Below are 13,346 nucleotides of genomic sequence, written 5' to 3'. Positions count from 1 at the left end.
ATCAGCGCACCTCCGTGTGAGTCTTGCTGAAGGGAGAATCAGGCCAGAGACCGGACATCCAGCGGCCGACCTCCTCGATGGTGAGGGTCTTCTTGGGAACGGCAGGCGACAGGGCGCCGCGGTACATGACGGCGATGCGGTCCGAAACCTCAAAGAGTTCGTCGATTTCCTCGCTCACGACGATGATCGCGGCGCCGTCGTCGCGCAGACGAATGAGGCTGTTGCGGATGACGGCGGCGGCGCCCACGTCGACGCCCCAGGTCGGCTGATGCACGAGCAGCACCCGCGGGCGATTGAGAATTTCGCGCCCCATGATGAATTTCTGCAGATTGCCGCCCGAGAGGCTCCCGGCGGCTTTTTCCGCTGTCGGCGTCTTGACGTGGAAGCGCTCAATCACCGTATTGGCGAACTGACGGGCCTTGTCGCGAAGAATGAAGCCGCTTCTCACGAGCGAGTCGCCCGTGAGGTACGTGTTGGCCGTGAGCGAAAGCTCCGGCACGGCGGCGTGGCCGAGGCGCTGCTCGGGCACATAGCGAAGGCCCGAGATGCGGCGGGCATGCGTGTCGAGGTTCCCGACGGGCTTCCCGAAAAGCTTCACGCAGTCGGGGGGCGTTGCGGCTTCGCCGGCGGCAGCCGCCATGAAGCGCGCCTGGCCGTTGCCGGAAATGCCCGCAATGCCGACGATTTCGCCCGCACGGACGGAAAGATTCACATCGCTCACGCCGCAGACGCGCGTGCTTCCCGGAAGGGTAACGCCGCACATTTCGAAAATAACGTCGCCCGCCTGACCGGCGGCCTCGCGCACCTTGGGAGGATCGGCACCGATCATCTGGCGCGCGAGCTCCTCCTCGGTCGCTTCCTTCGGATTCACCGTAGCGACGACGCGGCCGGCGCGAAGCACGACGCAGCGGTCGGCGAGCTCGCGGATTTCATCGAGCTTGTGGGAAATGAAGAGAATAGACACGCCTTCCGAGGCGAGCTGATGAAGGGTCTTGAAGAGCGTGCGGACTGCCTGAGGGGTCAGAACCGAGGTCGGCTCGTCAAGAATGAGAAGCTTCGGCTTCGTCATGAGGGCGCGCAGAATTTCCACGCGCTGACGTTCGCCCATGGAGAGCTCCATCACGATCGAAGCCGGATCGACCTCAAGACCGTACTTTTCGCCGAGCTTGCGGATCTCTTCTGCAATCTGGGCGGGAGAGAGCTTTCCGGAAAGGCCGAGCGCCACATTCTCCGCAACGGTGAGCGTATCGAAGAGCGCAAAGTGCTGGTGCACCATTGCAATGCCGAGCTCGCGGGCTTCGGCCGGACTTTCTACGGCGAGGGGCTTGCCGTCAAAGGAAATCTCACCCTCGTCGGGGCGGGCTGCGCCGTAGATGATCTTCATCATCGTGGATTTGCCCGCGCCGTTCTCGCCCAGGATGGCGAGGACTTCTCCGGGGGCAATCTCGAGAGAGACGCCGTCGTTGGCGACGATGCCCGGATAGCGCTTCGTAATGTTGCGAAGGCTCAGTCTTGGTGTCATGCCGATGTCTTCCGGCGCTTCAGGCGGCCGGATCTGGTGGAGTTGAACCGGGGTATCGGCCGCGAACTCCCGGGGAAAGCCTCTCGAAAGCCGGAGATCATCTCCCCCGCCTGCTTTAGGCCTCTTTTTCGCCCGGAAAATGCCGATTTGTTTGAAGCCATTTATTGTAACTGTTCATGTATGGAAAATGGCGTGCGGCAAACGAACGCAAGCTCCGTGAATCCGCTATTAAAGAGATCAATCTCATGATTACGGGAAGCATCCCGCATACGCGGTATTCTTATAAAAAGTCCTTGCACTGAATCGATCAGAACGGCAAAATTCTTTTTCTCAGTGCGCCAGTAGCTCAGTTGGATAGAGTATCTGGCTACGAACCAGAGGGTCGTGGGTTCGAATCCTGCCTGGCGCACCAACAGACAATATGCCTTGCCGCATGTACGAACAATGATGCGGAGAAGTGGCAGAGAGGTCGAATGCACACCCCTGCTAAGGGTGCAGGTCCAAAATTGCGGGCCTCGAGGGTTCGAATCCCTCCTTCTCCGCCATTGTTTCTTCTGCGACAGGCAATTCGGGACGATGAGCCCTCCGGTCATACGCTGGGCCATCAGTCAACGAACTAAAGAAACCCCGGTCAGCCTGAAGTGAAGCTGTCGGGGTTTTCTTTTGCCCGCAACCAGAACAAAGCCCGTGAGGAAGCGAATCCTCCGGGCTTTATTCATTAGGAGCGATGCTGCAGACGGGTTATTCGTGCGCAGCAGCGATCATGCCGCGAAGATCAGCGCCCGAGAGTCCAGGGTTCTTTCTGCCTTCGAGATGCTCCTTGAGCCAGAAGATGCCGCAGATCGTCTTCACGTCAGTGATCCTGCCGTCGAGCGCCATGCGGACCGCCTCATCAAAGGGAACCCGGTAAACCTCAAGGTGCTCGCCTTCATCGAGATGCTGATTCTCCTGCGTGAGATCTTCAGCGAGATAAATCACGATGTGCTCGGAACTGTACCCGATGGCGTTGTTGATGAGGCCGAGCCTCGTCCAGGCATCCGCCTTCACGCCGCACTCCTCAAGGAGCTCGCGCTTCGCGCAGTCAAGCTCTTCCTCATCGGGATCGATCTTTCCTGCGGGAAGCTCCCAGAAGCTCTGTCCCAGGGGGTGGCGCCACTGGCGCTCCAGCAGGATCGTGCCGTCTTTGTCGAGCGCCGCCATGCAGCAGGCGCCGCCGTGCCTCAGAAAGAGGCGCTGGGAACTGCGTCCGTCGGGCAGCGTCACTTCATCGCGGACAAGCTTCACGAACTTGCCGTCGAAAAGAATCGATTCGGAAACTGTTTTTTCCTCCAGGGGATCATCCGCACGGGCAGCAAAGGGAACGGGCGGCTTCAGAAGCGGAAAGCGGCGCAATTTGAGCTCCAGAAAAGAAGAAATCAGGAATGGTGAACAATACCGCCAAAAGAGTCACGGGAAAGCGCCCGGCATTGGCGCATCTTCTTAGAATGTGCCCCGCAACATCATTATCCCGTTCCTTTTCAAAACCATGAGTCTTACCGTTCTCAATCTTGAAGAAGCCCGCGAGCTCGAAGCGCGCTGCGCCAACCGCATGGGTCTTGACGCACTGATGCGCCGTGCCGGCACCTTTGCGGCCGAATGGATTTCCGAACATGTTTCCGGAGGCCACGCCGTCGTTCTGGCCGGTCCCGGCAACAACGGCGGCGACGCCACCGTCTGCGCGCTTGAACTCAGAAAGCGCGGCTTTACGGTCGAGCTGGTTCTTCCCGGGGGCGACCCCAAAACGGAACTCGCGCGCACCATGCTGAAGGAATGGCGAGACCTCGGGCTTGAGACGCTCGAAGACCCCTACAGCGCGATGAAAGCCCAGGTCGTCGTCGACGGCCTCTTCGGCACCGGCCTCAAGCGCCCGATCACGGGCGACTACATGGATGCCGTGCAGTGGTTCAACGAACGCATGGCCTACAAGGTTGCGCTTGACGTCCCCTCGGGCCTCAACAGCGAAACGGGCCTCTGGGTAGGCACCGTCCCGGGCGTCCGGGCCGACGCCACCATAACCTTCCTCTCGCACAAGTCGGGGCTCTTCATGAACGAAGGCGCCGACGCCTCCGGCACCGTCGTCATGACGGAGCTCGACGTCTCCATTCCCCTCACGCGCTTGGGCGTCATTGAATCCGCAGACTTCGCGCACATTCTTGAACCCCGCCGCAACTTCTCCCACAAGGGAACCTTCGGCCACCTCGCCGTCGTGGGCGGCGCAAACGGTCATGTCGGCGCGGCGCTTCTTGCCGCCCGTGCGGGCCTCAAGCTCGGCGCGGGCACGGTAACGGTCGAGCTTCTCGCCGACAATGCCCCTGCCGTCGACCCCGTTCAGCCCGAACTCATGTTCTCGTCGGAACCCGTCGACTTTGAAAAATTCACGGCCGCCGTCATCGGACCGGGTCTCGGCACGAGCGAACGCGCGAAGGAAAGACTCCGCGCGGCGCTCGCAGCAAGCTGCCCCCTCGTGATCGACGCCGATGCGCTCAACCTGATCGCTGCCGACAAGAGCCTCCTCACGGCGCTTCTGCACCGCACGGTCGCGACGGTCATCACCCCGCACGAGGTCGAAGGAGCGCGCATTCTTCATGTTGAGCCCAAGGTCATTCAGTCCGACCGCGTCAACGCCGTCCGCGACCTCGCGCTCCAGACCGGCGCCATCACGGTGCTGAAGGGTCCGGGCACGCTCGTTGCCATGAGAAGCTCGCGCACGTGGCTTTCGCCCATCGGCGCCTCTTCTCTCGCGACGGCCGGCAGCGGCGACGTGCTTTCCGGCATGATCGGCGCCTTCTTCGCGCAGCGCTACGATACGGTTGAATCGGTGGTGGGCGCCGTAACGCTTCATGCCCGTGCCGGAGCCGGCCATCTTGCCGGACTGACCGCAGGCGAGATTGCCCCCGCTGCCGCGTGGATTCTTGAAGAAGAAAGACGGAAGACTCAGGCCGGCAGGCTGCTGAGCTGACACAGAGTTTGCAGTCTTCACGTTTTGTTGCATGCTTCACGAATCTGCAATGCCCTTTCCCATCTCCTCCGATATAGTTCAACTCACAGCGAAATACTGCTGAGAGAACAGATTCCGCTGTGTTTCTCCTGACTTTAGGTTGAGAAATTGAGGGTTGAACCTCGCGGGCGAAGGGAAAACGCCTGCGAGGTTTTTTTTTCATCCTCACCCTTCGGGAGGTGAGACAAATGCCAATTTCCGAAAACTCATTGAAAACTCTTCCCTGGCCCTTCCCGCGCATCCTTGCCCATCGCGGCAGCGGCACCGTCGGGCCGGAAAATACGCTCGAAGGCTATCGTGCAGGCCTTCTTCACGGCTACCGCGCGATTGAAACGGATGCCATGCTCACCCGGGACCTGATCCCGATGATCATGCATGACGAAAAGTTCGGACGCGTGATCAGAGACGATCCGAGAAGCGTCCCTGAGGTCACCGCTCACGAACTTGAATCCCTTGATGCCGGAAGCTGGCTCTCCCCCATCTGGTACGGCGCCTCCTCCATGCGCCTCACGACCGCGATCCGCTGGTGCCGCAGAAATGCCGTCTGGATGAATATTGAAATCAAGCCGGCAAAGGGTCATGCGGAGGAAACCGGCCGGATCGTTGCGGAGACGACTGCCGGGGAATTCGAGGATCTCATCCGATCAGGCGGCGATTCGCGCGAAGGGATCGTTCGCGAGGTTCCGCTTCTCTCCTCCTATTCGAGAGACGCTCTTGCCGCTGCGAGGGAAGCCGCCCCGGACATTCCGCGCGCCCTCCTCGTCGACGACATTCCCGGAGACTGGAGAGAAGCCGTCATAGAACTCGAATGCGTTTCGATTCATCCTGACTATCGGTTCGTGACTCCCGAATTCATCCGGGAAGCGCACGATTCCAGACTCTGGGTTTTCGTCTATACGCCCAATTCGCCCGACGTCGTGCGGGCGCTCTTCAGGATGGGGGTCGACGCGCTCTGCACCGACAGGCTCGACCTGATTTCCCCTGCGCTTTGATTTTCCAAAAGAATCTCAGCAATTCTCACAAGGCCTTCCTGCGTATTGCTCACGCCGGAAGGCCTTTTTTCATCTCTCGTCCGGAAGTGCCTGCTTGTCGCGGCCTTATCTGGCTCTTGCAGATTTCCACGCCTAGCCATACTCCTTCCGAGATATTTTCATATTTCGCAAATCCTTTTTTTCATTCTGTGAAGCTTCTAGAGGATATTCCCGTAATTCCATAATTTACCGATAGTTAGTATCTTCCTTTCTCCTTTCAGGGACCCTATACTTTCGCCTGACTCAAGAAAACCCGGATCACGCACATCCGGCATCGAAAGTCCCCGAACGACTTTCTGATTGCAAATTAACCCTAAAAGGACACACACATGCTTCGTCGTACCTTCATCGCTTCGGCTGTTCTCCTCGCTACTGCGGCCGCTGCTCCGAGCGCCTTTGCCTTTACCGAAGGCAAGGATGCCGACTACATCACTCTTGAGAAGCCCCTTGCCGGCGGCGAAGGCAAGATCGTCAAGGTGTGGTCCTATGACTGCCCGTTCTGCTTCAAGTTCGACGTGGGCGTCGATCCGAAGGCCATTCCCGCTGCTGAAAAAGCCACGGGTCTGAAGTTCGACATGTATCACCTCGAAACGAAGGGCAAGTACGGCCGCGCCGGTACGGAACTTTTCGCCTGGTGCATGCTCCGCGACAAGGCGGCCGGCATCACGGACTGGGAAGATCCGAAGTCGCTCTTCAAGAAGGCGAAGGACGCCATCTATCTCGCCTACCACCGCAAGGGCGAACGCTGGACGGCCGGCGAAGAGGCCTTCCTCAAGACCGGTCTTGATGCGATCGGCGCCAAGCCCGAGGAATTCGCCGCCGCGCGCAAGACCCCTGAAGTTCAGGCCTTGGCCGACAGCTGGAAGCCCTGCTACGACGTCGCGAAGATCCAGGGCATCCCGGCCTACGTGGTCAACGGCAAGTACCTCGTGATGACGAAGGGCATCCGCTCCGTTCAGGGCTTCGTCGACCTCATTACCGAACTCTCCAAGAAGTAATCCGGCGGGAGTTTTTTAGAAAATGAATTCCTCCAACGGTCTCCTCGATCGCATCGGGCTCTTCTCGCAGACCCGCTGGCCGTGGCTTCTGATTGCCATTCTCTCCGCAGGCCTTGTGCTCATCGCGCACAACGTCTTCCAGGTCTGGCTCTACATGAAGCCCTGCGAGCAGTGCGTGTACATCCGCTTCGCCTTCCTCTGCATGACTTTCGGGTGCCTCTTCACGCTCGCCTGGCCGAAGGCTCTGATCTGCAGGCTCATCGCCTACGTTTGCGGCGTCTACGGCGCAATCTACGGCATCATGTGCTCGGTCAAGCTTTCCGACATTCACCACGCGATCCACTCCGACGATCTCGATGCGCTCTTCGGCATGCAGGGCTGCTCGCTCGAGCCGCACTACCCGTTCGGTCTCCCGCTTGAAAAGTGGGCGCCCGACTGGTTCCTCCCGACCGGCGACTGCGGCTACGACAACTCCGACGTCCCGATGGGCACGGTGCTCTCGCCGCTCCAGGAATCCATCATTCAGATGTATTCCGATGCGGGCGGCTGGTATCTGATCCCGTCGATGAAGTTCATGTCGATGGCTCAGTGCTGCCTCCTCGGCTTCATCGTTGCGCTCGCGATCTACGCGATTCTCTTCATCGGCGACATGAAGCACGTTGCGGGCGCGAGGAAGGCCGCCTAAAGAGACTTCTCACAGAACTTTTTCTCTCTGCCTTTCAAGCCGCTTCAGAGCAATGCTCCGAAGCGGCTTTTTTCGCGCATCAAAAAAGGCGGCCCCCGTGTGCATCGGTACCGCCTTTTGGCATTCCCTGGAGGATTCCGGGTCAGCCGATCGTTGTCCTCGGCATCTCCACCTCGCTCGGAAGCGGAACGCCGGAAACAATCGCCCTGAGTCCCTCAGGATCAAAAATCCTCACATGCTTCTGGTTTACCTCGATCAGGCCGTCGTGAGAGAAGCGCGAGAGCACGCGGCTCACGGTTTCGAGCTTGAGGCCGAGGTAGGAGCCGATTTCCGCGCGCGTCATGCGGAGCACGAATTCGCTTCTCGAGTAGCCGCGCTGCTCAAAGCGCTGCGAAAGGGAAAGAAGGAAGGCGGCAAGGCGCTCTTCGGCATGCATGGAGCCGAGGAGCAGCATGACGCCGTGCTGGCGCACGATCTCGCGCGAGAGAAGCTTCATGACGTGCGCGCCCATCGAGCGCATTGAGGTGGCCGCATCCTCGAGACGGGCATAGGGAATCACGCAGACTTCCGTATCCTCGAGCGCGAAAACGTCGCTCGAATGAACGCCGCTCGCGATCCCGTCGAAGCCGATCATTTCGCCCGCCATGAAGAAGTTCGTCACCTGCTCGCGGCCGTCGGAGCTCATCACGGTGCTCTTCAGAAAGCCGAGCCTCACGGCGTAGAGGTTTTCAAAACGGTCGCCGGCGCGAAAGAGCGCATCGCCGCGCTTGATGCGGCGTCTCGCCGCTACAAGATCCTCAAGGCGTTCAATTTCCTTGAGCGTTAGTCCGGTAGGCAGGCAAGCCTCACGCAGATTGCAGTTCGAACAGGCAACACGAAGCGCCGACAGATTGATCACGACCTCTCCCTCAAGAGTCGCCCGCACGAAAGCGGACGGCCGGGCTTTGCAGCTTTTTTCAGACCGCACGAGGCTCCGGGGGAAGCCCGTTCAACCGATCCGAACAGCTTGCTAATTTTGGAATAATCTCGCGCGCCTAATATCCAAAGCGGACATCAGGACGCTTGGGCGGCGGAACACTCGCCGTAAGAAGCAGCTCCCTTGAAGTCTGGACCTCTTTCGCGTTGATTCATGTCAACAAAGATGTTCTCGCCTCCCGAATAATATCAGGAAGCTTAACCTAAGTCATAAATCAGAGGCACACCCAACATGATGACCCCGGAAACCAGCGGCGTTGAACTGCCCGACATGGCCCTCCTCAAGAAGTTCGACGTGCCGGCCCCCCGCTACACCTCCTACCCGACCGCCGACCGCTTTAATGCCTCCTTCGGTCCGGCTGACTATGAGAAGGCCCTCGCCGGCCGCGGCGCCGCCAAGCATCCGGCTCCGCTCTCGCTCTACGTGCACGTTCCCTTCTGCAACGACGTGTGCTTTTACTGCGGCTGCAACAAAATCGTGACGCGCGATCATTCGCGCAGCGCCGCCTATATCGAGATGATCGGCCGCGAGTGCGACCTCGTCAAAGAGCACATCACGGGCTCGCAGGAGCTCGAGCAGCTCCATTTCGGCGGCGGCACGCCCACGTTCCTCACGAATGACGAAATCTCCCTCATGATGGAGACGCTCACGAAGCGCTTCCCGCTCGCCAAGGAAGGCGGCGAATTCTCGATCGAGGTCGATCCCCGCACCTGCGGTCCGGACAAGGTGAAGAAGCTCCGCGAAGTGGGCCTGAACCGCATGTCGCTCGGCGTGCAGGACTTCAACCCCGACGTGCAGAAGGCCGTCAACCGCATCCAGCCCTTCGAAATGACGAAGGAAACGCTCGACGCGGCGCGCGAGGCGGGTTTTGAATCCATCAACATGGACCTCATCTACGGTCTGCCGAAGCAGACGCGCGAAACCTTCGCGCATACGATCGACAAGGTCCTTGAGCTTTCGCCCGACCGCATCGCGCTCTACCACTACGCGCACCTGCCCAATCACTTCAAGGCGCAGCGCCGCATTCTTCCAGCGGATCTTCCCGACACCGTCGAGAAGGCCCACATCATGTTCGACGCCATCACGCGCCTCACGCAGAACGGCTACCGCTACATCGGCATGGACCATTTCGCCAAGCACGAGGACGAGCTCTCGAAGGCCCAGATCGAAGGAACCCTCCAGAGAAACTTCCAGGGCTATTCGACCAAGGCCGAATGCGACATGGTGGCCCTCGGCGTCTCCGCGATCTCGAAGATCGGCAGCGCCTATGCCTGCAATCCCCGCGAGCTCGACGACTGGGCGGCCGCCATCTCGGCCGGGCGCCTCGCCACGAACCGCGGCTACCTGCTCAACGCCGACGACGAACTGCGCCGCTACGTGATCATGCAGATCATGTGCAACTTTGAACTCCGCAAGAAGGATGTGGAGGAGCGCTTCGGCATCAACTTCGACGAAACCTTCGGGTTCGAGCTTTCGAAGATGAAGCCCTACGTGCACCACGAGCTCGTCGAGCTTTACGACGACCGCCTCGTCGTGCTCCCGAAGGGCAAGATCTTCGTGCGTGCGGTTGCCATGCAGTTCGACCGTTATCTGCGCGAATCGAATCGTGCAGGCGGCTATTCCCGCATCGCATAAGCACGCTTCAAGCCTCTGCCATTTCGCCCTGAAGCGAAGGGCAGAGACAGCCTGAAAACGATAAAAGCGGCTTGAAGGAGGTCCATCAATCCTCCTCAGCCGCTTTTTCTTGTTGTTTTCATGGCGTCCCACCGCCAAAAAGGCCGGCCCTTCATTGCCGCCCCCAAGGCCTTAAGGACTAAAATCAGGAGTTTCGGGTCCCTCGCGGGACTTTAGTCCGCTCCATTTCCATCAGGATTTGCGAGCCGGAGTCATCGTGCTCCCCGATTTTTATCTTTTACGGACCGAAGCCTTCCCTTAAGCAGCGCTTCCTCCGGACAAAGACCCTGGCAGACTTTTTCCATCCATTTGAACAATCAATGAAAGTCTCAGATATCCGACGCACCTTTCTGAAGTTTTACGAAAGCAAAGGTCACACCATCGTAGCTTCGAGCCCCGTCGTTCCCGGCAACGACCCGACGCTTCTCTTCACCAATGCCGGCATGAACCAGTTCAAGGACGTGTACCTCGGGTTCGACAAGCGCCCCTACAAGCGCGCCACGACCTCGCAGAAGTGCATCCGCGCCGGCGGCAAGCACAACGACCTTGACAACGTGGGCTACACCGCGCGTCACCACACCTTCTTCGAAATGCTCGGGAACTTCTCGTTCGGCGACTATTTCAAGAAGGACGCGATCCACTTCGCCTGGGAGCTCCTTACCGAGCACTTCCATCTGCCGCCCGAAAAGCTCTGGGTGACGGTCTATGCGGAAGACGATGAGGCCTACAACATCTGGCACAAGGAAGTTGGCATCCCCGCCGACCGCATCGTCCGCATCGGCGACAACAAGGGCGCCCGCTACATGTCCGACAACTTCTGGATGATGGGCGACACCGGTCCCTGCGGCCCCTGCTCTGAAATCTTCTACGACCACGGTCCCTCCGTGCAGGGCGGCCCTCCGGGGAGCCCCGACGAGGACGGCGACCGCTACATGGAGATCTGGAACCTGGTCTTCATGCAGTTCTACCGCGACGAAAAGGGCGAGATGCACAAGCTCCCGCGTCCCTCGATCGACACCGGCATGGGCCTCGAGCGCATCGCCACGGTCCTTCAGGGCGTGCACAGCAACTACGACATCGACCTCTTCAGGAATCTCCTTGCCGCTGCGAAGAAAGCGGTCGACGCCGTTTCCGAAACGCCCGCCGACATCAATTCGCCCTCGCTCAAGGTGATCGCCGACCACATCCGCGCCTGCGCCTTCTGCGTGGCCGACGGCGTGCTCCCTGGCAATGAAGGCCGCGCCTACGTGCTCCGCCGCATCTGCCGCCGCGCGATCCGCCACGGCTACAAGCTCGGCGCCCGCGGCCCGTTCTTCTATACCCTGGTCGATGCCGTGCGCAAGGAAATGGCCGAAGCCTATCCTGAGCTCAATAATCCGGAAATCGAAAAGGTGATCGAGGACGAGGAACGCCGCTTCCTCCTCACGCTCTCGAAGGGCATGGAAATCCTCGAGGACGCCATTGCGAAGAACAAGGACGGCGTCCTTGACGGCGAAGTGGTCTTCAAGCTCCACGACACCTACGGGTTCCCCGCCGACCTTACGGGCGACGTCTGCCGCGAACGCGGCATCACGGTCAACACGGAAGAGTTCGACCGCGCCATGGAGCGTCAGCGCGCTGCCGCCCGCGCCTCGGCGAAGTTCAAGATGGCCGCCGGCCTTGCCTATTCGGGCGCCGACACGGTCTTCACGGGCTATGAAACGCTCGTCGAGAAGAACGCTGAAGTCGTTGCGCTCTACGTGAACGGCGACCCCGTTCAGAAGGTCGAAGCCGGCAGCGAATGCGTCGCCGTCTTCAACCGCACGCCCTTCTACGCCGAATCCGGCGGCCAGGTGGGCGACCAGGGCGAAGCGAAGAACGACACGTCGCTCCTCAAGGTGCTCGACACCTTCCGCGTGAAGGCTGCCGTGACGGGCATGCAGTGCCACGTCGCCGAAGGCTCCATCTCCGTGGGCGACAAGTTCGATCTTCACGTTGATGAAGTCCGCCGCCACGCCACTGAACGCAACCACTCCGTCACCCACCTCATGCACTTTGCGCTCCGCACGGTGCTCGGCGACAAGGTTGCCCAGAAGGGCTCCCTCGTTACCCCGGAAGCGACGCGCTTCGACTTCTCCTACACGAAGCCCGTTACGGCCGAACAGATCGCTGAAGTCGAACGCATCGTCAACGCCGAAATTCTGCGCAACGTTCCGGTTACGACGCGCGTTCTTCCGATTGAGGAAGCCAAGCACACCGGCGCCGTCATGCTCTTCGGCGAGCGCTACGGCGAAACGGTGCGCGTCCTTGACATCGGCAAGTCCTGCGAATTCTGCGGCGGCACGCACGTCAAGGCCACGGGCGACATCGGCTTCTTCAAGATCGTCTCTGAATCGGGCATTGCTGCCGGCGTTCGCCGCATTGAGGCCGTTACCGGCATGAATGCGCTTACCTGGGTCCAGCACGAGGAATCCTTGGTCGCCCGCACGGCGCGTGAATTCAAGGCCCCGGCCGATGAAATCCCGGCCAAGGCCGCCGACCTCCTCAACACGGTCCGCACGCTTGAGAAGGGCATCGAGCAGCTGAAGAGCCAGATGGCCTCCCGCGCCGGCGATGCGCTCATCAGCGAAGCCGTTGACGTGAAGGGCGTTCGCGTTCTGCTCGCCCGCCTCGACGGCGCTGACGCCAAGGCGCTTCGCGAGACGATGGACAAGGTGAAGGACAAGCTCGGCTCTGCCGTTGCCGTTCTCGCCGCAGCCCAGCCTGACGGCCGCGTGCAGCTCGCTGCCGGCGTCACGAAGGATCTGACGGGCAAGGTGAAGGCGGGCGAACTCGCCAACTTCGTTGCCGGCCTCCTCGGCGGCAAGGGCGGCGGCAAGCCTGACCTCGCCATGGCGGGCGCTGCCGACGCGGCGCACCTCAATGACGCGCTCGTCAAGGCCCGCGCCTGGATTGAGGAGCGTCTCTGATGACGAGTCCCGCGGACGCCTGCGCGCTCGCGGGAGAGGCCGAAGAGCTGATGCTTCCCGGCCTCTCCTGCCCGATGCCGGTGCTCAAAGCCAAGAAGGCGCTTGCAAAGCTCCCCTCCGGCGCTCTGCTGCGCGTCTGGAGCACGGACCCGCACAGTCTTCCTGATCTCTCCGATTTCGCCCGTCAGACAGGCCACAGGCTTCTCGGCCAGACGGAAGCGGAGAAGGACGGCAGGCACTGGTTCGTGAGCCTGATTGCCCGTCGAGAGGATTGATCAGCCTCCAGACTGACGAAACAGTCGCCGCATCAGCCCGACATCTTCGGATCGCCGGGCTTTTTATTGGCTTCAAAAAATATTTTTCTTTGCCTCTTGCTTTTTTGGATCGTTTCGTCTATAGTTCGTGCTCTGCAAATTTTGATGCGCCAGTAGCTCAGTTGGATAGAGTATCTGGCTACGAACCAGAGGGTCGTGGG

At 60.3% G+C, this 13,346-nt stretch carries 10 protein-coding genes and 2 tRNA genes; 9 read left to right on the top strand and 3 right to left on the bottom strand.

Translation table 11 applies throughout. From position 1 onward, the window contains the following. Window position 1: 1 nt before the first annotated feature. Window positions 2-1,522, bottom strand: a complete 1,521-nt coding sequence (locus Q0106_RS07035) for an ABC transporter ATP-binding protein (RefSeq protein WP_297610798.1) — start codon at window positions 1,520-1,522, stop codon at window positions 2-4. A 335-nt stretch (window positions 1,523-1,857) separates the two neighbouring features. Here Q0106_RS07035 and Q0106_RS07030 point away from each other — a divergent pair. Then, window positions 1,858-1,934: transfer RNA gene (locus tag Q0106_RS07030), tRNA-Arg, on the top strand. Between the two features lie 39 nt (window positions 1,935-1,973). Then, window positions 1,974-2,067 (top strand) — tRNA-Ser (locus Q0106_RS07025). Between the two features lie 196 nt (window positions 2,068-2,263). Here Q0106_RS07025 and Q0106_RS07020 read toward each other — a convergent pair. Further along, window positions 2,264-2,914, bottom strand: a complete 651-nt coding sequence (locus tag Q0106_RS07020) for an NUDIX hydrolase (protein ID WP_297610796.1) — start codon at window positions 2,912-2,914, stop codon at window positions 2,264-2,266. Between the two features lie 133 nt (window positions 2,915-3,047). Here Q0106_RS07020 and Q0106_RS07015 point away from each other — a divergent pair, with 133 nt between their 5' ends. From Q0106_RS07015 to dsbI, 4 genes are all read left to right on the top strand, one after another. After that, window positions 3,048-4,520, top strand: a complete 1,473-nt coding sequence (locus tag Q0106_RS07015) for an NAD(P)H-hydrate dehydratase (protein ID WP_297610794.1) — start codon at window positions 3,048-3,050, stop codon at window positions 4,518-4,520. Between the two features lie 227 nt (window positions 4,521-4,747). Continuing rightward, window positions 4,748-5,551: a glycerophosphodiester phosphodiesterase family protein gene (locus tag Q0106_RS07010; RefSeq protein ID WP_297610792.1), complete on the top strand. Its 804-nt coding sequence runs from the start codon at window positions 4,748-4,750 to the stop codon at window positions 5,549-5,551. 368 nt (window positions 5,552-5,919) lie between these two features. Beyond that, window positions 5,920-6,588: a thiol:disulfide interchange protein gene (locus Q0106_RS07005; protein WP_297610790.1), complete on the top strand. Its 669-nt coding sequence runs from the start codon at window positions 5,920-5,922 to the stop codon at window positions 6,586-6,588. Window positions 6,589-6,610: 22 nt separating this feature from the next. After that, window positions 6,611-7,273, top strand: coding sequence for a protein-disulfide oxidoreductase DsbI (gene dsbI, locus Q0106_RS07000; protein WP_152158439.1), 663 nt, complete (start codon window positions 6,611-6,613; stop codon window positions 7,271-7,273). Between the two features lie 142 nt (window positions 7,274-7,415). On the opposite strand, the gene fnr is transcribed toward dsbI, so the two are convergent. Further along, window positions 7,416-8,168 carry a fumarate/nitrate reduction transcriptional regulator Fnr gene (gene fnr, locus Q0106_RS06995; RefSeq protein WP_297610891.1) on the bottom strand — a complete coding sequence of 251 codons (753 nt, stop codon included), beginning with the start codon at window positions 8,166-8,168 and terminating at the stop codon, window positions 7,416-7,418. A gap of 312 nt (window positions 8,169-8,480) precedes the next feature. Between fnr and hemN the strand changes: the two genes are divergently transcribed. The 3 genes from hemN to Q0106_RS06980 all read left to right on the top strand — a co-directional run bounded on the left by hemN (window position 8,481) and on the right by Q0106_RS06980 (window position 13,146). Beyond that, a complete protein-coding gene (gene hemN / locus Q0106_RS06990) occupies window positions 8,481-9,884 on the top strand; it encodes an oxygen-independent coproporphyrinogen III oxidase (RefSeq protein WP_152158438.1) in 1,404 nt (467 codons plus the stop codon). 359 nt (window positions 9,885-10,243) lie between these two features. Next, window positions 10,244-12,871 (top strand): alanine--tRNA ligase, encoded by a 2,628-nt coding sequence (alaS, locus tag Q0106_RS06985; protein WP_297610788.1) that lies wholly within the window; start codon window positions 10,244-10,246, stop codon window positions 12,869-12,871. Continuing rightward, on the top strand, window positions 12,871-13,146 hold the full coding sequence (locus Q0106_RS06980; RefSeq protein ID WP_297610786.1) for a sulfurtransferase TusA family protein: 276 nt from the start codon (window positions 12,871-12,873) through the stop codon (window positions 13,144-13,146). Before alaS ends, Q0106_RS06980 begins: the two co-directional genes overlap by 1 nt. The last annotated feature ends 200 nt before the right edge of the window (window positions 13,147-13,346 follow it).

It is taken from the genome of uncultured Sutterella sp., assembly GCF_937923675.1.
Taxonomy (GTDB): Bacteria; Pseudomonadota; Gammaproteobacteria; order Burkholderiales; family Burkholderiaceae_F; genus Sutterella.
The sequence above is the reverse complement of the archived record's forward strand: the minus strand, read 5'-3'. Positions and strand labels throughout refer to the sequence as shown.